At 56.7% G+C, this 22,201-nt stretch carries 25 protein-coding genes; 19 read left to right on the plus strand and 6 right to left on the minus strand.

Going from position 1 to position 22,201, the window contains the following annotated elements; genetic code table 11:
* Nucleotides 1-163 precede the first annotated feature (163 nt).
* The 9 genes from plsX to VEI50_00400 all read left to right on the plus strand — a co-directional run bounded on the left by plsX (nt 164) and on the right by VEI50_00400 (nt 7,834).
* Nucleotides 164-1,162: a phosphate acyltransferase PlsX gene (plsX, locus tag VEI50_00360; protein HXX73563.1), complete on the plus strand. Its 999-nt coding sequence runs from the start codon at nt 164-166 to the stop codon at nt 1,160-1,162.
* A gap of 23 nt (nt 1,163-1,185) precedes the next feature.
* A complete protein-coding gene (locus VEI50_00365) occupies nt 1,186-2,160 on the plus strand; it encodes a beta-ketoacyl-ACP synthase III (protein HXX73564.1) in 975 nt (324 codons plus the stop codon).
* Nucleotides 2,161-2,382: 222 nt separating this feature from the next.
* Complete coding sequence (gene fabD, locus VEI50_00370; GenBank protein HXX73565.1) at nt 2,383-3,342, plus strand: ACP S-malonyltransferase; 960 nt, start codon at nt 2,383-2,385, stop codon at nt 3,340-3,342.
* 21 nt (nt 3,343-3,363) lie between these two features.
* On the plus strand, nt 3,364-4,107 hold the full coding sequence (fabG, locus tag VEI50_00375) for a 3-oxoacyl-[acyl-carrier-protein] reductase (GenBank protein HXX73566.1): 744 nt from the start codon (nt 3,364-3,366) through the stop codon (nt 4,105-4,107).
* A 79-nt stretch (nt 4,108-4,186) separates the two neighbouring features.
* Complete coding sequence (gene acpP / locus VEI50_00380; GenBank protein HXX73567.1) at nt 4,187-4,420, plus strand: acyl carrier protein; 234 nt, start codon at nt 4,187-4,189, stop codon at nt 4,418-4,420.
* Nucleotides 4,421-4,431: 11 nt separating this feature from the next.
* Nucleotides 4,432-5,685, plus strand: a complete 1,254-nt coding sequence (gene fabF / locus VEI50_00385; protein ID HXX73568.1) for a beta-ketoacyl-ACP synthase II — start codon at nt 4,432-4,434, stop codon at nt 5,683-5,685.
* 150 nt (nt 5,686-5,835) lie between these two features.
* Nucleotides 5,836-6,543, plus strand: coding sequence for a ribonuclease III (gene rnc, locus VEI50_00390; GenBank protein ID HXX73569.1), 708 nt, complete (start codon nt 5,836-5,838; stop codon nt 6,541-6,543).
* Nucleotides 6,544-6,601: 58 nt separating this feature from the next.
* The gene (locus VEI50_00395; GenBank protein ID HXX73570.1) at nt 6,602-7,192 is read left to right on the plus strand and encodes a peptidylprolyl isomerase; all 591 of its coding nucleotides are present in this window, start codon (nt 6,602-6,604) and stop codon (nt 7,190-7,192) included.
* Nucleotides 7,193-7,231: 39 nt separating this feature from the next.
* Nucleotides 7,232-7,834: a peptidylprolyl isomerase gene (locus VEI50_00400; GenBank protein HXX73571.1), complete on the plus strand. Its 603-nt coding sequence runs from the start codon at nt 7,232-7,234 to the stop codon at nt 7,832-7,834.
* A 101-nt stretch (nt 7,835-7,935) separates the two neighbouring features.
* Here VEI50_00400 and VEI50_00405 read toward each other — a convergent pair whose 3' ends face one another.
* Complete coding sequence (locus VEI50_00405) at nt 7,936-8,637, minus strand: hypothetical protein (protein HXX73572.1); 702 nt, start codon at nt 8,635-8,637, stop codon at nt 7,936-7,938.
* Complete coding sequence (locus VEI50_00410) at nt 8,634-9,635, minus strand: hypothetical protein (protein HXX73573.1); 1,002 nt, start codon at nt 9,633-9,635, stop codon at nt 8,634-8,636. Before VEI50_00410 ends, VEI50_00405 begins: the two co-directional genes overlap by 4 nt.
* 269 nt (nt 9,636-9,904) lie before the next feature.
* On the opposite strand from VEI50_00410, the gene folD reads away from it, so the two are divergent.
* From folD to panB, 3 genes are all read left to right on the plus strand, one after another.
* Nucleotides 9,905-10,762 carry a bifunctional methylenetetrahydrofolate dehydrogenase/methenyltetrahydrofolate cyclohydrolase FolD gene (gene folD, locus VEI50_00415; GenBank protein ID HXX73574.1) on the plus strand — a complete coding sequence of 286 codons (858 nt, stop codon included), beginning with the start codon at nt 9,905-9,907 and terminating at the stop codon, nt 10,760-10,762.
* Nucleotides 10,763-10,911: 149 nt separating this feature from the next.
* Entirely contained in the window at nt 10,912-11,802 is an 891-nt protein-coding gene (locus tag VEI50_00420) for a methylenetetrahydrofolate reductase (protein HXX73575.1), read from the plus strand.
* Entirely contained in the window at nt 11,802-12,590 is a 789-nt protein-coding gene (gene panB, locus VEI50_00425) for a 3-methyl-2-oxobutanoate hydroxymethyltransferase (GenBank protein ID HXX73576.1), read from the plus strand. Before VEI50_00420 ends, panB begins: the two co-directional genes overlap by 1 nt.
* Nucleotides 12,591-12,793: 203 nt before the next feature.
* Here the strand turns inward: panB and VEI50_00430 are convergent, their stop codons facing one another.
* The 3 genes from VEI50_00430 to VEI50_00440 all read right to left on the minus strand — a co-directional run bounded on the left by VEI50_00430 (nt 12,794) and on the right by VEI50_00440 (nt 14,429).
* Nucleotides 12,794-13,609, minus strand: coding sequence for a symmetrical bis(5'-nucleosyl)-tetraphosphatase (locus VEI50_00430; GenBank protein ID HXX73577.1), 816 nt, complete (start codon nt 13,607-13,609; stop codon nt 12,794-12,796).
* 49 nt (nt 13,610-13,658) lie between these two features.
* On the minus strand, nt 13,659-14,069 hold the full coding sequence (gene queF / locus VEI50_00435; protein ID HXX73578.1) for a preQ(1) synthase: 411 nt from the start codon (nt 14,067-14,069) through the stop codon (nt 13,659-13,661).
* Between the two features lie 111 nt (nt 14,070-14,180).
* Nucleotides 14,181-14,429, minus strand: coding sequence for a methylenetetrahydrofolate reductase C-terminal domain-containing protein (locus VEI50_00440; GenBank protein ID HXX73579.1), 249 nt, complete (start codon nt 14,427-14,429; stop codon nt 14,181-14,183).
* Nucleotides 14,430-14,843: 414 nt separating this feature from the next.
* On the opposite strand from VEI50_00440, the gene VEI50_00445 reads away from it, so the two are divergent.
* From VEI50_00445 to VEI50_00465, 5 genes are read left to right on the plus strand one after another with little or no spacing between them, the layout of a single operon-like run.
* The gene (locus tag VEI50_00445) at nt 14,844-15,746 is read left to right on the plus strand and encodes a thiamine pyrophosphate-dependent enzyme (protein HXX73580.1); all 903 of its coding nucleotides are present in this window, start codon (nt 14,844-14,846) and stop codon (nt 15,744-15,746) included.
* Nucleotides 15,747-15,769: 23 nt separating this feature from the next.
* On the plus strand, nt 15,770-16,486 hold the full coding sequence (locus VEI50_00450) for a 2-oxoacid:acceptor oxidoreductase family protein (GenBank protein ID HXX73581.1): 717 nt from the start codon (nt 15,770-15,772) through the stop codon (nt 16,484-16,486).
* 10 nt (nt 16,487-16,496) lie between these two features.
* Complete coding sequence (locus VEI50_00455; protein ID HXX73582.1) at nt 16,497-16,820, plus strand: pyruvate ferredoxin oxidoreductase; 324 nt, start codon at nt 16,497-16,499, stop codon at nt 16,818-16,820.
* 23 nt (nt 16,821-16,843) lie between these two features.
* Nucleotides 16,844-17,614: a carbon monoxide dehydrogenase beta subunit family protein gene (locus tag VEI50_00460; GenBank protein ID HXX73583.1), complete on the plus strand. Its 771-nt coding sequence runs from the start codon at nt 16,844-16,846 to the stop codon at nt 17,612-17,614.
* A gap of 39 nt (nt 17,615-17,653) precedes the next feature.
* Entirely contained in the window at nt 17,654-19,042 is a 1,389-nt protein-coding gene (locus VEI50_00465; GenBank protein HXX73584.1) for a transketolase C-terminal domain-containing protein, read from the plus strand.
* Between the two features lie 148 nt (nt 19,043-19,190).
* On the opposite strand, the gene VEI50_00470 is transcribed toward VEI50_00465, so the two are convergent.
* Nucleotides 19,191-19,439: a hypothetical protein gene (locus tag VEI50_00470; protein HXX73585.1), complete on the minus strand. Its 249-nt coding sequence runs from the start codon at nt 19,437-19,439 to the stop codon at nt 19,191-19,193.
* Between the two features lie 37 nt (nt 19,440-19,476).
* On the opposite strand from VEI50_00470, the gene VEI50_00475 reads away from it, so the two are divergent.
* Together VEI50_00475 and VEI50_00480 are read left to right on the plus strand one after the other, a co-directional pair.
* Nucleotides 19,477-20,694, plus strand: a complete 1,218-nt coding sequence (locus tag VEI50_00475) for a small ribosomal subunit Rsm22 family protein (protein ID HXX73586.1) — start codon at nt 19,477-19,479, stop codon at nt 20,692-20,694.
* 433 nt (nt 20,695-21,127) lie between these two features.
* Entirely contained in the window at nt 21,128-22,021 is an 894-nt protein-coding gene (locus VEI50_00480; GenBank protein HXX73587.1) for a hypothetical protein, read from the plus strand.
* Nucleotides 22,022-22,201: the final 180 nt, after the last annotated feature.

The following is a 22,201-nucleotide window of genomic DNA, read 5'->3' on the forward strand; positions in this document are numbered from 1 at the left end:
GAGGAGCAGCCAGGGGCGATTCGCGTCCCCAGAAACCTGTTTTCACCATCCTGTTGTGCCGCCGCATATTCTACTGTAAGCTTCCAGCCCAAGCGACCAGGCCGCGAATGTTATCCATACACCTCCATTGTCCACACGATCCTTTGTGAACGCTCAATCCCGTATGAAAATTGCCCTCGACGCGATGGGCGGGGACCACGGCTCGGGTCCCGCCATCGAAGGTGCCGCGCAAGCGGCCAGAGAATTCGACGTCGACATCATTCTCGTCGGAGATGAAGCAGCCTTGAGCAGTGAATGTCGTCGTCTTGGTTGCACTGATGCCCGTCTCACGATTCGCCATGCCCCGCAAGTGGTCGAAATGCACGAATCTCCTGCGGCGGTCGCGCGGAAAAAACGAGATTCTTCAATCTGGATCGCCACAGAATTGGTCAAGAGCGGGGATGCTCAAGCCGTCGTGAGTCCAGGCAACACGGGTGCGAGCATGGTGGCCTCGTTCTTCGTGCTAGGGCTGACGAAGGGCGTCGAGCGCCCGGCTATCGCGACGAGTCTTCCCACGCTGACCGGCACCGCCATCATGTTGGATGTTGGCGCCAACGTGGATTGCTCTGCCAAACATCTCGAACAGTTCGCCATTATGGGCCACGAATATGGGAAATACCTGTTCGGCAAACCGAATCCCCGCGTCGGACTCTTGAGCATCGGCGAAGAGGACAGCAAGGGCAACGAAGTCACCAAAGAAGCATTCAAACTTCTGAAGTCGAGCCCGCTTAATTTCATCGGCAACGTGGAAGGCCGGGATGTGTACAGCGGTGAGGCAGACGTGGTGGTGTGCGATGGCTTCATCGGAAATGTGGCGCTCAAGATATCAGAAGGCGTAGCCGACACCATCAAGAAACTCTTGCTCAAGGAAATTTCTGGCTCGTTCTTCGGTCGGTTGGCCTATCCGCTCATTGCCGTGCCGCTGTTGAATTTGAAGCGGAAGATTGATTACGCAGAATTCGGCGGCGCGCCGTTGCTCGGTGTCAACGGAATCACGATGATTTGTCATGGCCGGTCGTCGGCCAAGGCGATCAAGAATGCCATCCGTCGTGCCAAGGGATTGGCAGAAAACCGTGTCGACGAGTTGATTCAGCGCGACATCGAGGAAAGCCTGAGTCGCTAGCGATCGATAGAGGAACCGACGGCATGAAAGCACGCATTACTGGGACCGGATCCTACGTTCCTGCCAAGGTGCTGACGAACGTCGATCTCGAGCGCATGGTGGCGACGTCGGATGAATGGATCACCGAACGAACCGGGATTCGTGAGCGTCGTCTTGTCAGCACTGGTGAAGCTTGCTCTGATCTGGCTGTCAAAGCGGCTGAGCGGGCCCTTAAGACCGCCGCAGTGAACGCCGCTGAACTGGACCTGATCCTCCTGGCAACCTGTACGGGCGACTATCCGCTGCCAGCCACCGCTTGCCTCATCCAACACCGACTCGGAGCAACCCGCGCTGCCGCCTGTGATCTGTCGGCCGCTTGTTGTGGGTTTGTCTATGCCTTGTCCGTAGCGGATGCGTATGTCAGAACCGGAATGCGTCACGTGTTAGTAATTGGGTCCGAAGTTATGTCAGCGATTACGGACTGGACCGACCGCAACACGTGTATCCTGTTCGGCGACGGAGCCGGCGCGGCAGTCGTGAGTGCCAGCGACGGGGAGCGGGGCATTCTCTCATGTCATCTGAGATCCGATGGGGCGCTATGTGACTTGATCGCGGTGCCAGGCGGGGGATCGCGGAATCCTCCGTCTGACAGGATCGTTGCGGAGCGGATGCAGTACATCAAGATGAAGGGAAACGAGACGTTCAAAGTGGCGGTACGTACACTGGAAGACATCGCCCGTGAAACATTGGCGGCGAACAACCTCACCGTCAAGGATCTTGACCTGTATGTGCCGCATCAGGCGAATGCGCGGATTCTCATGTCTGTCGCGGACCGGCTGGGTCTTCCGTCCGAAAAGATGATGCTCAATCTCGATCGCTATGGAAACACCTCGGCGGCCTCGATTCCGATCGCGCTTGACGAAGCGGTGCAAGCCGGCCGAATCAGGGAAGGGTCACTCGTGATGATCGGCGCGTTTGGAGCAGGATTGACATGGGCCTCGGCGTTGATCAAATGGTAGCGGAAGAAGCGATCAGCCATCAGCTATGAGTTCGGGAGTTTAGAAGCCGTAACTGATCGCTGAAGGCCAATGGCCGATGGCTTGCCCAAAGCGTTTTTCCCGTTGACATTGAAGGCAAATTCGACGATATCTAACCCCGCTAGGATGGGGTCTCAACCTTTCCCAGCACGCAGGAAACACACAGAAGGATAGCGAGTCGCCTCGTACTATCGCCTCTGTAGCATGGCGACTCTCCAAATCACGATGTCGTCCCACATTGCCTTTGTATTTCCAGGCCAAGGTTCCCAGTCTGTCGGGATGGGCAGAGCGTTGGTTGAAGCGCAACCGGCGCTTCGCTCGGTCTACGACGAAGCCTCATCGGTGCTCGGGTACGACGTGGCTGCGCTCTGTTTTGAGGGACCGACAGAACGACTGAATCTCACCGAGTACACCCAACCGGCCCTGTTGGTGAGCAGCATCGCGGCGCTGCGTGCGTTGGATCCGATCGGCCTCGTTCCTGCTGCCGTGGCAGGACATAGCCTCGGAGAATACTCGGCGCTGGTGGCAGCAGGGGGCCTCTCGTATCGCGATGCCGTAGCGGTGGTGCAGAAGCGGGGTCGCTATATGGCCGAGGCTGTAACACCAGGAACGGGGCTTGTGGCAGCGCTTCTCGGCCTGGCAGCTGACGTGGCCAAAGAGGTCTGTCGTGAAGCGTCTTCAATAGGAGTAGTGACAGCGGCGAATTTCAATTCTCCCGGTCAAGTCGTGATCGCGGGGGAGAAGGCCGCAGTTGAACGGGCGATCGAACTCGCGAAGACCAAGGGCTGTAAAAAGGCCATTCTGCTACCGGTGAGTGTTCCGGTCCATACTCCATTGATGCAAAAAGCTGCGGATCGATTGGCCGCTGACCTTGCGATGGTGAACTGGTCGGATCTGAAGATGCCGCTGGTCAATAATGCGGAGGCCAAGGCTCTGACAAAGGCTGCCGAGATCAAGGCGTCTCTGGTTCGGCAACTTCCGTCTTCGGTCCTCTGGGAAGACTCGATCAAGACGATGGCTGTCATGGGGGTCACCACATTCGTCGAAGTTGGACCGGGAGCCGTCTTGTCAGGACTGATCAAGCGTATTCTTCCAGAGGCCACCACATGGACCGTCAACGATCCCAAAACACTTGAGGCAACGCGCGTCGCGCTTACTGCGTGAGGGGGTGTGAGGAGCGATCGAATGTCATTGCAAGGCAGGGTTGCAATCGTCACGGGAGCGGCGCAGGGAATCGGGCGTGCGATCGCCGAAGCGCTCGCCCAGGCCGGAGCCGACATTGCGGTGGCTGACCTCGATCCTGGACGGTCGGCCGACGCGGTGGCAGCGGTGGAGAAGATCGGACGCAAAGCACTCAACATCACGGTGAATGTCGCCGACGCCAATGACACCAAGGCAATGGCGGAGCAGGTTATCAAGGCTTGGGGGAAGATCGATATTCTCGTCAACAACGCCGGGATCACCCGTGATGGATTGTTGCTGCGGATGAAGGAAGAGGACTGGAATCTGGTCTTACAGGTGAATTTGAACGGCACGTTTAACTGCACCAAAGCGGTCTTGCAGCCGATGACCAAGCAGCGGTATGGTCGCATCGTCAATATCGCATCCATTGTCGGAGCGATGGGCAATGTCGGGCAAGCCAACTACGCGGCCTCCAAGGCGGCGGTGATCGGATTTACCAAAACCGTGGCGCGTGAGTATGCAAGCCGCAACGTGACCGTGAATGCGGTTGCGCCGGGGTTTATCGATACCGCGATGACGCAGGGGTTGCCGGCTGAGGTGAAGGAGGCTCTGCAAAAGCAGATTCCTTTGGGGCGGCTCGGTACGCCGGCGGATATCGCCGCGGCGGTCCGGTTTCTTGTCTCGGAAGATGCAGCGTATGTGACCGGGCATGTGCTGCATGTCAACGGCGGCATGCTCATGGCGTAAAACGGTGACGAGCTTGATGCCGCAGCCGTGATGCTGCGGGAGGATTCAGGATCATGATGGGAAGGAGGTCAGGATATCGATGGCTACGGTAGATGAACGAGTCAAGAAGATCATCGCAGAGCAATTGGGCGTGGAGGAAGACGAGGTGACTCCTGAGGCAAGTTTCGTGGAGGATCTCGGAGCCGATTCGCTGGATACGGTCGAGCTCGTGATGGCGCTCGAAGAGGAATTCGGCATTGAAATTCCGGACGAAGATGCAGAAAAGATTCTCACCGTCGGGAAAGCGTTAGAATACATCAAGGAGAAAGCATAGGCGGCTTCGCCATGATAGGTGAGCGATCGACCAGACGCATCGTCGTGACCGGTCTCGGACTTGTGACACCGCTGGGGACCGGTGTGGAAAAAACGTGGAAGGCGCTGTGTGCCGGCGAATCCGGCATCGGCCGCATCACGAAGTTCGATCCCACGGGATACGATGCCCAAATAGCCGGAGAAGTCAAAGATTTCGACCCCGCCCAGTTCATCGAGAAAAAAGAAATCAAGAAAATGGACACGTTCATTCACTATGCCGTTGGAGCAGCCCAGATGGCGGCGGATGATGCGGGGCTGAAGGTTGCTCCGGAAGAGACGACAAGAGTCGGCGTCTATATTGGATCCGGGATCGGCGGACTCGGCTCGATCGAGCACTACCACAAGATCCTCCTTGAGAAAGGCCCCGGGCGCGTATCGCCGTTCTTCATCCCCATGACCATCATCAACCTGGCTTCCGGTCAAGTGGCCATTCGATTAGGAGCGAAGGGGCCGAATTCCTGCGCCGTGACAGCGTGCGCCACAGGAAACCATTGCATCGGTGATGCCTATCGGTTGATTCAGCGTGGGGATGCGGATGTGATGCTCGCAGGGGGAGCGGAAGCAGCCATCACCACGTTGGGCGTAGCGGGATTTGCCGCGTCGAAAGCGCTGTCGTTCCGAAACGATGAGCCGACAAAAGCCAGCCGTCCGTTCGACAAGGATCGCGACGGTTTCGTGCTCGGCGAGGGAGCGGGTGTAGTGGTACTGGAAGAACTCGACCATGCACGCCAACGAAGGGCGAAGATGTATGCTGAGATCATCGGGTATGGCATGAACAGCGACGCCTATCACATTACCGCGCCGTCCGAAGAGGGAGAAGGAGCGGTTCGGTGTATGGAGTTGGCATTGAAGGATGCGGGGATCGGAAAAGATCAGATCGACTATATCAATGCTCACGGCACGTCGACCATGGCCGATGCCATCGAGACCAGAGCCATCAAGCAGGTCTTCGGAGACCGGGCCTATCGCATTCCGGTCAGCTCAACGAAATCGATGACCGGTCATTTGCTGGGTGCGGCCGGCGGTATCGAGGCGGTGTTCAGCATCTTGGCGCTCTATCACGGCATCCTTCCTCCCACGATCAACTTGGATCATCCCGACCCCGAGTGCGACCTCGACTATGTACCACACAAGGCGAGGCAGGTAACCGCGAACGTGGCTCTGTCGAATTCATTCGGATTCGGCGGCGTCAATGCCTGCCTACTCTTCAAGAAACTGCATGCCTAGCAGACGATTGAAAGCGCTTCTTTCTCCCCTTCTCCGATCCCGGCGGCGGCGTCTCCTTTCACTCCCGGTCTGCCGACTCAGGTTTCATCCAGACCGGAGACGTCTCGACTCCCTTCTCGGATTGTTTAAGGACTCATCGTTCGTGCCGTCATGACTTCGGTCTCTTCCGCTGAAGCTCTCCAGGCGACGTTGGGCTATCGCTTTCAGGATCAAGCCCTACTCGATGAAGCGTTGACGCATAAGTCGTACGTCAATGAACAGAAAGGCGTCGCTTGTCAGGACAACGAGCGACTTGAGTTTCTCGGCGATGCGGTACTGTCGCTCGTGATCAGCGAGTATCTTGCCTCTCGCCTGCCCGAGTCGACCGAGGGGGCCCTTTCGAAACTGAAGGCGCAGCTCGTGAGCGAATCGTCGTTGGAACGGGTTGCACGGCGACTGCAATTGGGAGGATATCTCAAGCTTGGGCGAGGAGAAGAATTATCACGCGGGAGAGAGAAGTCGTCGCTCTTGGCCGACGCGGTCGAAGCGATCCTGGCAGCGGTATACCTGGACGGCGGCTTTGAAGCCAGTCGCCGGGTGACGTTGCACATCTTTGCGGCGGAGGTCAGTCAAGTCGGGCTGCGTGGGCACAATGCCGGAGCCGAGGATTACAAAACGCAGTTCCAAGAATGGTGCCAGAAACGGCATGACACCTTGCCGCGCTATAAGACGATTCGGGAATCGGGTCCGGACCACGACAAGTGTTTCGATGTGGAAGTGACCATCCTTGGTGAAGTCGTTGGTGTCGGATCAGGACGAAGTAAGAAGGAAGCGGAGCAACAGGCTGCCAAGCAAGCGCTGGAACGAGTCATGATGTGACGATCGCGCATGGTAAGATGATCTCCAGCGCCGCCAATGTGAAGGAAGGAGGATGTTCATGCAGAGACGAGCGATGATCAGTGTACTTGCCGTAATGGTGGGCTTCGCCGGATCCTTGTTACTGGACACCGGATTGCTGCGTGCGACTGACAAGGCACCGGCTGCAAAGACCCCCAAAGCAATTATCAAGACCAAGTTCGGCGATATGGAAGTGACGTTCTTCCCCGACAAGGCGCCCAAGCACGTCGAAAACTTCGTCTCTTTGGCGAAATCCGGGTTCTATAACGGCACGATTTTCCATCGCGTGATTCCGGGTTTCATGATCCAAGGCGGCGATCCGAATACGAAGGACCCCACAAAACCGGAGACCTACGGCATGGGGGGCCCGAGCCAGCGGATCGACGCGGAGTTCAATGATATCCCCCACCACCGCGGGATTTTGTCAATGGCTCGCACCAGCGACCCCAACAGTGCCGGATCTCAATTCTTCATCGTCGTGAAGGATTCGAACTTCCTTGACCGCCAGTATACGGCTTTCGGCGAGGTGGTGAAGGGGATCGAGGTAGCGGATAAGATTGTCAGTTTGCCACGAAACCCACGAGATCTTCCGACCGAGCGAGTGGAGATGACGATTACGATCATGGAATAGGCCTGTGAGGGGAGGAATGATGACCGGAGTTGAGGCGTCGTGAAAAGGCTGATGATGAGTGCGGTGCTTGTCGGAATCAGTTTGTTGACGGCTTGCGGAGGAAAGCCGGAGGCGAAGCCTGTCTACTATCCTCCTTCCGACCCAGGCCCCAAGGCCATCATCAAGACCAAGTTTGGCGACATGCACGTAAAATTTTATCCCGATTTGGCGCCGAAGCATGTCGAGAACTTCATTAAGCTGGCGAATTCGGGGTTTTACAACGGCACGATTTTCCACCGGGTAATCCCCGGCTTCATGATCCAAGGCGGCGATCCCAATACCAAAGACTCGCTAAAGAAGGACACCTACGGGCAGGGTGGCCCGAAAGACGAGAAAGGCGATCCGATTCTGTTGAAAGCAGAGTTCAGCGATACGCCGCATAAACGTGGCATTGTCTCGATGGCGAGAGCCGCCGACCCGGATACAGCCGGATCGCAGTTTTTCATTGTGGTCGAAAACTCCCCGTTTCTCGATCGAAAGTACACGGTATTCGGTGAGGTCATTAAAGGTCTCGGCGTTGCCGACAAGATCGCGAATTTACCGCGGGACGATCGCGATCTCCCGAATGAGCGGGTCGAGATGACTGTGACGATCGTGCCGTAGTCTCCCCTTCCCGAGCGACGGCGCAGATGCTTTGCGCAAAGCAAGCTATGATTGGCCTGGGCTCCAAAGGAACGAGGCGAGAGAACCAGAATGCCCTGGCGTCAGTGATGGTGGTGTTCGCAGCCCGGGCCGTGCTGGTGCGGTTCAGGAGCTGAAGGCGGCATAAACTGCTGGCCCGGGAGCACAATGTGTCCTGGCTCGTGCCGCTTGGTCAAATGCTCGGCAATCTCCGGGTGGAACGCACGGACATAGCCGACCAATCCTCCAAGGAATCGCTGTGACTGAAAGTCTGTTCCGGAAAACTCCGAGACAAATTTGATGGCGCAGTCCAAGACCTCCGGCGCCATCGAGGTGTCGGCAATCTGTTGAGGGTTCTGTTTTTTAAACGTGTCGTACTCCTTCTTGAGATGTTCGGCGAAGACCGGCATCGGCGCTGCCGGGACGTGCAAGGGGCTAAGGGTTCGCCGTAAGGCTTGAATCGCCGCCACCACTTCCGCATCCTGTCCATCGCGTCGCCCCTGAAAATAGCTGAACGTGACGACTTCGATGAGGTTGAAGAGAGCGACGGCTTTTTCGCCGCCGAGTTCACTCACCGCACGATAGAATTCACACCGAACCGGCATAAACTGCTCACCCAGCCGCTTCTGTTGATAGTCGCTGCCGGTTCCGAGGTACACGCAATCAGTCGGGCAGGAGACGCGCACGATCCGGTGTTCGCCGCAACATTGGCTGCAGATCAGCCCGTTCAAGGCCGGACAGGACCGTTTACCCTTTCGTTGCTTGCAATAGACACAGCGGCTCATTTCGCGGTCGATCCTCCTGGTTCCGTCTTCGGTGGCGGGGGAACGAACCCATAGTCGGCCAGCGTGCGCTTTTCTTTTTTAGGCTTCCCATCGCTTGGAGTCTCGAGCCCGTTCATTTCGGCGGCGTCGGCCAATTGATACGGAACGAGGATCAGATTGTTGGTCCGATCGATGCCGAGGTCGCCGGGGGACGGCAGGTATTCGGCAATGACCTGAAACCGCTTGTCCCGTGTCATCCGCCAAACCTTGCCGGTCGTGAAATCAGACGTGTACATGTTCCCCCATCGATCGAAGTCGACCCCACGGAGATTCTGAAACCGTGCGGAAAAAAATCCGTTCGAGAACACTTCCGTCAGCTCACCTTCCGGAGAGATTTCAAAAATTTTCCCCTTGTCCCAACTGACGGCCATGATCTGCCCTGTTTTTGGATGCACTGCGACACCAGATGGTCCTGCGAGAGTTTTGTCGGACACGAGGACCGTCACCTGTTGTGTGGCGAGATCTATCCGATAGATCGTGTTGTTCAGCTGGTCGGAGCAATAGAGCATCCCCTTTCCGTCGAATGCCACATCGCTGATGTGTCCCGGAGAGGCTCTGTTCGAAGACCTGCTGGCTGGGAGGATGGGAATCGTCAGGACGGCCTTGCCGGTGCTTGCGTCGAACCCCCGCAGCAGATCCAGATCAGCGACATACAGTACGTGGTTGACGACGGCCATGCCCTTCGGAGCGTGGAGCGTGGTGTCCCCAACGCCCCCCTGGATAAATTTGCGGCTGATGATCTTCCCGTTGGCGTCGAGTTTGGTAATGAAGCCGTTGTTGTCTCGAGCATCCGGATCGCCATTGACGCTGGAAATGAAGTACTCTGTGCCTGCGGTATCGGAGACGAAGCTATATGGAGATGCCAGTTCCGTGACCGTGATCTGTGCCAGCGCCGCACTAGAGACAAAGAACGCGAATAAAAAGGCAAACAGTCCGATGGAAACTCTGAAATCGGACAAATTGGGAGGATGTTGTGTGACTGGTTTGATCAATGGTGAATCACAGTGTGTGAATCTCGAGGCAAACCATCGTAACGGTGGGGTTCAGAATCTGTCAAGGAAACGAGGCGAGTGGCCAGAGGCTTGGGGGGTAACGGCCGAAAACCCAAGAGTCGCCTCTTGCCCCTTGCCTCGCACCTCGTGCCCGCCAACCAACACGTTGACTTGCATAAAAATGCCCTGATATGGTGCGCTGATTTTTTGTCCTACTGCTCGGGGAGGAGGTTCTTGTGACAGCACGACTGATAGATGGAAAGGCATTGGCACAGCAAGTGCGTGAACGACTGGCCAAGGAGTCCGCCGAACTCTTTGCTCAGACAGGCATCAGGCCGGGGCTGGCAACGATTTTGGTCGGCGACGATCCCGCGTCGCATCTCTATGTGAAAAATAAACAAAAAGCCTGTGATGCAGCAGGTATCTATATCGACGACCACAAGCTTTCGGCCAACACGACGCAAGCCGAGTTGCTGGCGTTGATTGAAAAGAAGAATGCCGATCCGAAAATCCACGGGATTCTCGTGCAGCTCCCGCTACCGAAGCAGATCGACAGTAAGGTCATCTTGGACGCCGTGTCGCCGAACAAGGACGCCGACGGGTTTCATCCCTACAACTTCGGTCGGTTGGTGGAGGGCCATCCGGTGTTCGAAGCCTGTACACCCAAGGGTGTGATCAAGATGATCGAGTCCACCGGCGTGACGATCGAAGGCAAGCGGGCGGTCGTCCTTGGGCGAAGCAACATCGTGGGCAAGCCACTGGCGTTGATGCTGCTCCAACGTAATGCGACCGTGACCATCTGCCATTCGAAAACCAAGGATCTGCCCGCGGTCTGTCGCGAGGCGGAACTCTTATTGGTCGCCATCGGCAAGGCGAAATTCGTTACGGCGGATATGGTGCGTGAAGGAGCGGTGGTGATCGATGTCGGCACGAATCGCTTGCCGGATGGAAAAGTAGTCGGTGATGTCGATTTCGAACCGGTGAGCCGAGTAGCGGGCTGGATCAGTCCTGTGCCTGGCGGAGTCGGGCCGATGACGATTGCGATGTTGTTGGAGAACACGGTGGAATCGGCGAAGAGAATGGCAGGAGTCTAGGTGCAGGGTAGATTTCTTGCTCGTGCACCGCGCATACAGGAGACCATGGTATTGTTTACATTAAGGGCGGTGCTCGGTGGACACGCGCAGGGAAATTCACCCTGCATCTAGACCTGAGGGTGATAAGTGGTCGGAGCGAGGAGAACTCAATGAGTCGGGAGCCGCGGCGATTGAAAGACGTGCTTGATCAGGGACAATTCGCCGTGACGGTCGAGTACAATCCTCCGAAAGGGACCAACATCGCGGGCGTTTTGGACAACGCCAAACAGCTAATCGGGCGGGTACATGGAGTTAACGTCACCGATAATACCGCGGCGATCGTCAGAGCCGGGTCGCTGGCTGTATGCCGCCTTCTCTACGAACTGGGGCATGATCCCGTCATGCAGCTCACCTGCCGTGATCGGAACCGGATCGCCATGCAGTCCGATCTCATGGGGGCGTCGATGCTGGGCATTCGGAATATTCTGTGCTTAACCGGCGACTATCCGACGGTGGGTGACCATAAGGATGCCAAGCCGGTGTATGATCTCGATTCAGTACAAGTGATGCAGCTAGTACAGGGACTCAATCATGGGCGCGACTATGCCGGACATAAGTTGGATGGAGCAACGAATTTTACGATCGGGGCCGCCGTGACCCCTGAAGCGGATCCGCTCGGCCCCATGCTGGCAAAGTTTGAAGTGAAGGTGAAAGCGGGAGCCCAGTTTTTTCAGACGCAGGCGATTTACCATCCCGAGCAGTTTGCGAGTTTCATGAAGGCGGTTCGTCGGTTTAAAGTCAAAGTGTTGGCCGGGATTCTGGTGTTGCGTAACGCCAAGATGGCCGAATTCATGAATGCCAATATCCCCGGTGTATCCGTGCCGCAGGACATGATCGAGGAACTTCGGAAGGCCGGCGATAAACTGGCCGAGGATGTCGGAGTGGAGATCGCGGTGCGTACCATCAACGCAGTGCGGCCACATTGCGATGGCGTCCATATCATGGCGATTAAGGCAACCCACCGCTTACCGGACATTATCACCAAGGCCCAAATCGGCTGATGACCATCCCTGAATTCCAAAAAGCCAAGCGCGAAGGCAGGAAGCTCATCGTCGTGACAGCGTACGATGCCCTCTTCACTCGAATTGTAGAACAGGCCGGTATCGAGGCTATCCTGGTCGGGGACTCACTGGGAGTGGTCGTGCAGGGGAAGGCCAACACTTTATCGGTGACGATGGAGGAGATGCTGTACCATGCGAAGCTGGTGGCTGAAACTGCGGAGCGCGCGCTGGTCATCGCCGACATGCCGTTCATGTCCTATCAAGTGAGCAGAGAAGAGGCGCTTCGCAATGCTGGACGATTCATCCAAGCCGGGGCGCAGGCGGTGAAGCTTGAAGGGGGAGCCCACGTTGCAGATCGCATCGCGGCCATGACCCAGATCGGGATCCCAGTCATGGGCCACCTCGGGATGACCCCTCAATCGGTGCACCAACTGGGTGGATACAAAGTGCAGGGTAAGGGGAAAGACCAAGCCAAGACCTTAATGGATGACGCCAAAGCCCTCGCAGCAGCCGGGGCCTTTGCCGTGGTGTTAGAGGCAATCCCTGCCGAAGTAGCAAAGACGATTACCGATCAACTCACGATCCCGACCATCGGCATCGGCGCCGGTCCTCATTGCGACGGACAGGTCCTGGTGCTCTACGACCTTCTTGGGCTCTTCGACGGGTTTGTTCCGAAATTTGTCAAGCCCTATGCTCATCTCAAGGCCGATGCGCTCCAGGCGCTTCGTCGATATAAGGAAGAAGTTGAGCAGGGGAAGTTTCCCTCCGATTCCGAATCCTACCACTGACCGACCGCTGAAAATGCCCTCCAGCTGCGTTCTCAGTCACTCTCTCCCTCAACGTACGTGACAAAGGATGTCTCGGTCGCTCGTTCCTTGCGGCCTTGCTGAAGGACATTTTGAGCGGTCCGTCGGCGGGCAGAAGTTTACCTCTGGTTATGCAGGAGATTGAGTCGGAGCAAACGGGGCCGAGTCGAATCGGGTCGCGTAGTTCAATCACTTCCGCAGGCGTCGGAGCATGACACCTGATAGATCTGGCGGTTGTCCAACCGGATTGCCGATAATCGGTTTCCCCACACGCAACCGCTGTCGAGCACGATCAGGTTCTCTTCCACATGAAGCCCCAAGGCGGCCCAGTGGCCGCAGACGACAGTGATGTCGGTTTGTCGTCGATGGGGGTGGCGAAACCAGGGAAGATAGCCGGCTGGGGCCTGGTCAGGCGGGCCGGAGAATCCTGATAAGTCGCCTGTGGGGCTGCAGGTCCGTAGTTTCGTCAACACGCGGGCAATACTCGCAGATCGTTCGTCGCCGTCCAACGAAGGGTCCCATCGAGGGGTGAGCCCGGTGAAGAGCGTCTCCAAAAGGGCGCGGTAGTTCGGGCCGGAGAGTACCGATTCCACTTCGCGCGCCAAGCGTACTGTTTCATCGATTGTCCATTGAGGGAGAATTCCTGCGTGGATCATCAGGTATGATCCCTCGCGGTGATGGAACGGTTGGCGTCGGAGCCACTCCAACAACTCCGGCCGGTCTTCCGCCGCGAGCACGTCCTGGATTGTGTCTTTCCGACGAAGGGGGACAACCCCTTCAGCAACTGCGAGTAGGAAGAGGTCGTGGTTGCCGAGCACGACACGTGCCCCGGACCCAAGATTCTTGATGAACCGAAGAACCGCGAGGGAAGCTGGTCCGCGATTGACTAAATCGCCGACGAACCACAAGCGGTCCGTCGTAGGATCAAAGTTGATGTGATCGACCAGTTGACGGAGTTGCGTCGCGCAACCTTGAACATCGCCGATCGCATACGTAGCCATGGAGGGGGTGGCGTGCGTCAGTTGAATCGAGATCGTGCAGGAGCGAATCTCACGGGAATCGTGCTTCGATCACGCTTTTGAGTCCGCCCCGCGCCGCAAACGTGCCGGTGACTTTTGCCCACACTGGGTGGCAGGCCCTGACGACATCCTGCAGGATGCGGTTCACGGAATTCTCGTAAAAAATGCCTAGATTCCGATAAGCATGGATGTACATTTTGAGTGACTTGAGTTCCAGGCAGTCTTTGTCCGGCATGTAGTGGAGTGTAATCGTCCCGAAATCAGGGAGGCCGGTTTTGGGACAAATGGCGGTGTACTCGGGGATTTCGATGGTGATCTCATAGCCCTTGTACTGGTTGGGAAATGTTTCGATGCCGGGCAGCGGGTCGGTCAGACCACTCCTCGCGTGCCGTTCGTTGTAGCCTAACCGTGTTGCCTTTGTCTTTCCCGTCTTGTGTGACACCGCAACTTCTCTCTAAACCTGTACCGTTCGGTGAGCGGCTCTCGTCTCTCGTGAAGCGTATCTCGTGCCGGATCTCGACGCTTCACACTTCACGAGGGACGGTTCACGATTTCACAACTGCTTCATCCACTCAACTTGGCCAAGACGCTCGAGCTCATTGTAGAGGGTGACCCAGGGGCAGGGCATCTCGGGGTACACTTCGCAGAGTCCACCTTTCCGAACGCCACCGCAAGGGCCGTGGCTCATGAACTTGGGACATTCAGCCTTGAGAGAACCGTCGGGAATCGGCGGGCGCTTATGGACACCACCAGCGTGCTGAGCCCCTTCTTCTTCTCCCGGAATGAGGACACGGTTCGGCATGCTGCCTAGTGTAGACAGATTTGCGCCAATCGGCAATGATCTACCGTGATTTTCTGGCCAAGATCGCAGACGAGACATCGCGATCCAGCCCGGTCTTAATCAGTCTGTTAGGGCGAATGGCCTATGGGCGTTCCGCGGGGGTAGGCCTTCTTTCGGCTAGGGTGGGTCTTCTGCGAAGTTGCGTTGATTATCAGGAAGTTATAGAATTTTTACGGTCAGGCCTCGGCGCGGAGCCGTGGCAACATATTCGTTGACAGTCTTTTTTCGGCTTTGCTAGGATGACTTCACTTTTGGAAGCCCATAAACGGGTCGTCTCCGTTCTTCCAACCTCGACGTCCTTCGAATTTGTTTCGTATAACACGATTGTTCTGATCAGCAACGGATGCCCGTTGCAGTGAGAGAGGGAGGTGCCGGATGAGTCTTGATTACGTCAAATTTTCGAACGGTTTTGAGAAGTTCATGCCGAAGGAATATCGGGACATGGTCGAACATGGCCCCTTCGGCAAGAAAGTGTCCGTATCGCAGATGGGGAGCTTCAAGGAAGTCCTCGAAGAGCATCCCATGTGCGCCGGCTGCGCGATGACCCTCTTCATTCGGCTCGCCATGATTGCGTTCCCCAATCCCGAAGACACCATCACGGTCGGCACCGCCGGATGTGGTCGTCTGGCAATCTCGCAGGCTGCGATTCCCTTCGTGTACGGCAACTATGGCGACCAGAACGGCGTCGCGAGCGGATTGTCCCGTGGTCTCCGTCTCCGGTTCGGCGACAAACCGAAAGATGTCGTGGTCATGGCCGGCGACGGCGGAACCGCTGATATCGGCTTCCAGCAAGTCCTCCACTCCTGGTTCCGGAAAGAGCGTTTCACGACGATCATGTTGGATAACGAAGTTTACGGGAATACGGGCGGACAGGAGAGCGGGATGACGAATCGTGGCGCTGTACTGAAGATGGCGCCGCTCGGAAAGAAATTCGAGAAGATGGACATGGTGCAAATGGCGAAAGTCGCCGGCTGTGCGTACGTGGCGACCGTCGTACCGAATAACCCCCGCCGTGTCGAGAGTGTCATCAAAAAAGCCGTGCTGATTGCCCGCGAAGTCGGCGCCACCTATATCCAAGCCTACACGTCGTGCAACATCGAATATGCGATCCCGACCGATAAGGTTATGGAAGATGCGAAGACCGTTGAGAACGATCGCTATGCCTTCTCCGAATATATCAGCGACGAAGCCAAGCAATACTTGACCGAGCGGTACGGCTACAGGGAATTTCTCCCGAAGCCCGCTGCTCCCGCCGCTGCAATTCCTGGCAAGGCCTAAGCCGACGAAAGGGAGGCTGGATCATGGCAAAGCGATTCAATATTCGGATGGCAGGCGTCGGCGGACAGGGTGTCGTCACTGGCTCTCACATTCTGAGCACCGCCGTCATCAATGCGGGCGGCGAGAGCACGATCGTCCCGTTCTACGGGTCGGAAAAGCGGATGGCGCCGGTCGAAAGCTATGTGCGGGTGTCGGACGAAGCGATCTATGAAATCGGTGAAATCACGTTTCCTCACATCATTATTATCTTCCACCCTCAGGTCATCACGCACGGCAAGTCCTACACGATGCCGTTCTATTTCGGATTGAAAGAAGACGGGATCGCGTTGATCAACAACGATGGACCGATGAAACTGCACAAGGACCAGCAGCGTGAGCTGGAAGAGCGACGTGCGAAGCTCTACTATTTCCCGGCGACGAAGATCTCTTTGGAAGTCGCGGGCATGGATCTCGCCACGAACATGGCGTTGATGGGAGCTATCGGAGCCATTACCGGGCTGACGAACATGGCGGGGTTGGAGCAGGCCGTGAAGGACCGGTTCCTCGGGAAAGGATTCGTTGTGTCCGGCGGAACGGCTGCGCTCGACAGCGTTGTGGAGCGAAAGTTCAAGAAGAAACAGGAACTCATTGAAAAGAATGTGGCCGTGATGCGGGCTGGGTGGAACTACGCCGTCGACCACGGTTGGGCTTCCCCCGACGTCAAGCGCGTGGAAGAGCCGGTCGCGGCGGCCAGCGCGTAAAAGGAGCACCATGTATCTTGTAGCCGATATCAATGTTGAAATTTGCGCCGCCAAGAGCTGCAAACTCTGCACGCAGTATTGCCCGGAGGCCAACACGATCCTGTACAGCGATGAAATGGGGAAGGATAAGGGCTTCAAATACGGTTCAGCCTATGTGGCGGTGGACCGGTGTAAAGGCTGCGCACAATGCGTGTGGGTCTGCGACAACATGGCGAAGAACAACGCGATCAAGATGATCATGATCGACCAGTTGCCGAAGGCCGCCTTGACCGACAACATTACTTATGGTGAGAAAAGCACGACGGCGGTATTGGCGAGCCCGGTGGTCGGGTAAAGGTAAGGGCGTCAGAAAGGGGAATGGGCGTGGCAACAACGCAAGATACCAGAGAGAAAATCATCGTTCCAGGACCGGCGGGCTTTCATCCTCCCTCGGCTGCCCAGTTAGGTGTCGCACTGCCCGATCCGGGGCAAGGACTCTATTATGGGTTGCTTGAGCCGAACGAGGAAAAGGTCATCGAAGAGATGGCCCGCAAGATGCTCACGAGCCCGAACGCCACAATCTTTCCTGGGCCGCTCCTCCTCTGGGCTTGGAATGATCATGCGGTGGAAAAGGCCAAGGCCACGCTGGAAATCGCGGCACAGATCCCTGACGTCATGATTATCCCGATGCCGGACTACCGGCCGAAGTATCCGAAGATCGATCCGGAAGAAGTCATCAACCCCAACCATCCGAATCTGACGATCTGGGGCAACAAGATCGAAGCCTGCATCTTCATCGGCGTTCACTGCCACTATGCGAACCTGACGCTCAAGATGATCCGCGCCGGAACGAATTGTTGCACGATGGCGATTTGCGCGGAGCAAGGCCATGAAGACGCCATGTTGACGATTCGCGACTCCGATACGGCCAAAATCAAGCGGGTGGCCCAGATCTTTAAGAAGGTTCGCGAGCAGATGGGCATCAAGTTGCCGGGCAGCGGCGAAAATGTCCGGTTTACCGGAACCCAGTCCAAAGTTCATGGCGGAAAAACCCACACCAATCCGATGACCTTCGCTCCGTCTCCTGCCGGTGCCGGCAGTGCAGCAGCATTTGGTCATTCCGCTGAACACATGAAGCGGGAAGGATAGGCTGAGCGACACAGCTCACCATTTTTGAGAGGTGCGATCATGAGCGAAGCGTTGGAAGCTGAGCAAAAAACCAATCCGCAGGGCGATCCGATCGCCAGCGAGCCAGAGCAAAAGACCAACCCGCAAGGTGATCCGATCACCAGCGTTGCGGCTCCCAAGTTGGACGGGAAAAAGGATCCCCACGCCGAAGCCAAACGGCAGAAGGTGGTGACACCGGAATATCTGTTCCACGAAGCCCCGCGAACCAAGGAATTCATCACCGGCAGTGAAGCGGCCAAGGAAGCAATCCGCCGGTCGAACGTCGACCTGGCCGTCGCCTATCCGATTACCCCACAGAGCGAAACGATGCAGCTCGTCGGCGTGCTGTACGGCGAAGGGTATGTGAAAGAATATTATCGCGGTGAAGAGGAAGTGGGTGTGATGGCGGCGATTGCCGGTGGTTCCCGGGCGGGCGTCCGATGCTTCACGGCGACAGCCGGTCCCGGAACCTTGAGAGGAATGGAAGGGATTGCTTCATGGCCGGGCCACCGATTGCCAGCCGTGGCGATGTTTACGTGCCGGGTCGTGAACGCCCCCTTGGCCATTCAGCCCGACAACATCGAGGTTGCCTATCTCCTCAACTGCGGCATGATCGTCTTTCACGCCGAGAACCAGCAAGACATGTTCGATTTCATCATGGCCGGCTTTACGATCAGCGAGAAGAACGACGTGACATTGCCGGTCGGTGTCTGCTGCGACGGGTTCTTTGTGACCCATGCCCGTGGCTATGTCCGGATGCAGGATCGCGGTCTGAAGCTGCCTCCGCGAGAGGCCTGGCGTGGTGCAGTGCCGGTGCTCGATGCGGAAAATCCGCCTGCTCGTCTCTCACGAGACGCCCCGGTCCAAAAATCGAACTTCATGGCGTACAACATCCACGCGGTCTGGCAGCAGGAAGTGTGGGCTGCTGTTGAACGGTCCCGCAAGTACATCAATAGGTACGTGGGTGGCCTGCTCACAGCGGAGAATGTTGACGGGGCAGACGCCATCATCATCGCATCGGGCAGTGCTGCCGCGCAGTCGCGCGAGGCTGTTCGTCTCTGCACGGAGAAGGGCATTAAAGTCGGCTTGATCAAGGTCCGCTCCCTTCGTCCATTCCCGACCCAGGAATTACGAAAGCTCTGTGCGAATGCCAAGCTCATCGTCGTACCGGAGTTCAACTACGTCGGCTGGCTGGCCAAAGAGGTTGCCACAGCGATTTATGGCTATTCCAAGGCCAAAATCATCGGCGGTCCTCGGGTGTATGGTGGTCAGTCGATGCCAGTCGAATTGATCGTGGACGAGGTCGAGTCCGGTCTGACCGGCAAGAAGTCCACCAACGTGGCGATGTCGTCGATTATGGGTGGCACGGTCAATCCGGATGAAGTCGCGCATTTCATGCGTAGTATCTAACGGCGCGCGGCCTGCTGAAATGTAAAGAGCCTGTCCGGAGAATATGCCGGACAGGCTCTTTTTTTTCCGCGCGCCGCGTACCTGGTTATTCGTGAAGCGCATCTCGCCAGTATTTACCGAACGGCGCTCACGAGATATGAACGACGAGCTATCCCTGCAGATCGTCCTGGATGAGTTCCTCGCTCTCAGGCATGCCGTACGCCACGAACTTGGCGTAGGAAAGATAGATCATGGCGCTATCACGCATGGCTTTCGAGCCCTGACTCAATCGGACGACTTTGTCGGTGTCGGAATTCGGAGCTGAGCGCAGTGTCTCCACATGACTGTGTAGCAGTTCCGTAAACCGCTCCATGGATTTCTCGACGTCTTTGTACGCGAGTAGAATGGCGTCGGTCATAGTTGTCCTCCTCAACGACATCAGCATACACTAGCCCATGGGGCCCTTCAACGACCGGCGGCCGGCCACACTCTCGTCCCTTGTGCTACGAACCCTCGAACGACTCAGCCAAGGAGATGGGGCGAGAAGCGACAGAATCGCGCAGACAGTCGCCGAACTGTCGCGGCTGTTCACGAAAGAACGGGCTGAGCTGAGTCGCTCATACCTCGACGATCCGAAGAGTGCCGCAGCCTATTGCGTCTATTTTCTCCCCGTCAATCTCTCAAAGATCCAAGTGCTTCTTGATGAACTCACGCTCGAGTCCCTGGCGGGAGAAGAAGAGTCGAGCATGAAAGTCCTCGATCTGGGGTCCGGCCCTGGGACGGGCGGATTGGCCGTTCTTGATTGGCTTCATCACCAGCATCCTGAGTTGGCCCGGCGTCTCTCGGTCATGGCCGTCGACTCATCCAGTGGAGCAGTGCGGCTTGCGCAGAATTTCTGGAATGCCTACTGTCAGGAAGCCGGGACCGTCGGTGCCACTCTCTATCCATACGAAGGGAACCTTGAGCGGGCGCAGAAAGAGTCCTGGCGCCACCAGGCGAAAGAACGAAGCCCGTTCGATCTCATCATCATGGCAAACTGTCTGAATGAACTCTTCGCCGCAGCGCTCGATCCAATTGTCTTGCGTACACAACTGGTAGCAGACCTCCTCCCGCTTCTCAAGCCCCACGGCACGATCATGCTCATGGAGCCGGCATTGCGGCAGACGTCGCGAGCCCTCCATCAGGTTCGTGACCGATTGCTCCAAGAGCAGCGCTGCACGATTTACAGCCCCTGTCTCCATGAGCGAAATTGCCCGGCGCTGGTGAATCCGGATGATTGGTGCCATGAAGAACGGCCATGGGACACACCGGCCCATATTCTCGAGATCGATCGAGAGGTGGGCTTCATCAAGGATGCCCTGAAGTTTTCGTATCTGTTGCTTCGTAAGGACGGGCGCACGATTGTGCAGAGGCAACCGGATGTCTATCGGGTGGTGAGTGAGTTGCGGGAATTCAAAGGGGAGAAGCGGGCCTGGCTGTGCAACGAGCTGGGGCGGCAGGACGTTGGACGACTCGACCGAAAGGCATCGCCCGAGAATGCGGCAGTGGATGACTGGCATCGAGGTGCAATCGTACGGATAAGCGACATAGTCAGAAAGACCAAGGGCGATCGTCTGGGAACAGTCGGGAGAATTTCAGATTCTGCGTCTGTTGAGATCATCCGTCCTGTCTAAACTTTTCCAACCAATACAGAGGAAGTGTACGCCCTCTCGCTCCGGCGCCTCTCGCGCCACCCCTTCCACGGCGCTCTGCAGTGGAAGCCTTCTGGAATTCCTTCAGCTGCAATCGTTCGATCGCAGTGCTTCTGTCAGTTCCAGCTTTCCTTCTGCAGACGCCGGGTGGGGACCCCACCGCTCCCGCGCAAGTCGCTCGATGCCGCACCCTTCCCTATAAAGTATGGAAACGGGACCGATCGCTCTTAGACCGGTCCCGTTGCTTGGACTAGTGCCCGAATATCGCTATAGCACGTTGGAGCTGTGTAGTGGATAGCATTGACAAGTGATTGAGCGCAAGTAAGAATCGCCTCCTAGCTCACGGTCTGTGTTCGTGTACTATGCCAAGCAGTTTGCCGAATAGTTGGACCTTCCGTTTAGGGAGTCGGGTAATATGACTCAGATTCTCGCTGCACTTACGCACGAATACGTCCTTGTCGCATCTGACCGACAACTCACCTTCACCAGTGGTCTGCACAAAGGCGAGATTGCCGACGACAACACCTGCAAGCTCGTGTCCCTATGTGGCGTTTGGGGGATAGCTTATACGGGGTTCTCCCAACTTCAAGGGGTACCTACGCATGAGTGGATTGCCGTGCGTCTTGCTGAAAACGGGTGCCGAAGCCCATACGTAGCTGTTCAGATCCTTGCTGATTCGGCCCCATCAGCATTGAGAGCAGCCCCCTTTCTCCTGGAACTCACGTTCTTAATCGCGGGATGGACGAGGTTGGCTGATCATAAGACACTTCAGCCTCATTTTTTGCTAGTCTCAAACATGCACGAACGAGACGGGAAATTACGGCCTAGTCCAGGGTCCGACTTCCATTTTTTCGAGCGAAGATTGAAGGCAGAGGAGGTCTACGTTAGCCGTGTCATCGGCCAGCCACTTCCAAATGGCCGCGGAAAATATCTTGACCGATTTCTACGGCGACTGCTGAAACATAAAATTGGACCGAAGCCTGCGATGCAAGCTTTTGCAAACGAAATCATCAATACTTCTCGGTCTAAGGGGACTGTTGGTCAGAAAATCCTTGCCTTCTCGATTCCGAAGGCGGCGGCTGAACGAACATACCAGACAGGGAACTATGTGCTGTTGGCCATGGAGCCGGATCGGTGTAACATAGCGTTTTGTTATTTCGACCCGGTCTACTCTCAATTGCGTCAGTATGGACCAACTTCCACGTGTGGGGAGTCGGCTGTGACAGATATAGTGACTGAGAATGATCCTGCCCGTGACTACCAAAGTTCAAGCGTCAGGCTTCTGCACCTGCCGAAACCGAAGTCCTAACAATCGCGAAACAGGAAAGGTCCTGGGACTATCTCGAACTCTTGAGGCTGCTCAAAAAGACCTTCCAGCAAGGCCACATTTCTTGATAAGGCGACGGGTCTAGGAGCGACTCGTCGCCGTTTCATTTTTTAGAGCAGCGCTGGCCGGTTCTGCGTCGCGAATCGCGGAGGCGGCCGATTT

The sequence above is a fragment of the Nitrospiraceae bacterium genome, from assembly GCA_035623075.1.
Taxonomy (GTDB): domain Bacteria; phylum Nitrospirota; class Nitrospiria; order Nitrospirales; family Nitrospiraceae; genus DASPUC01.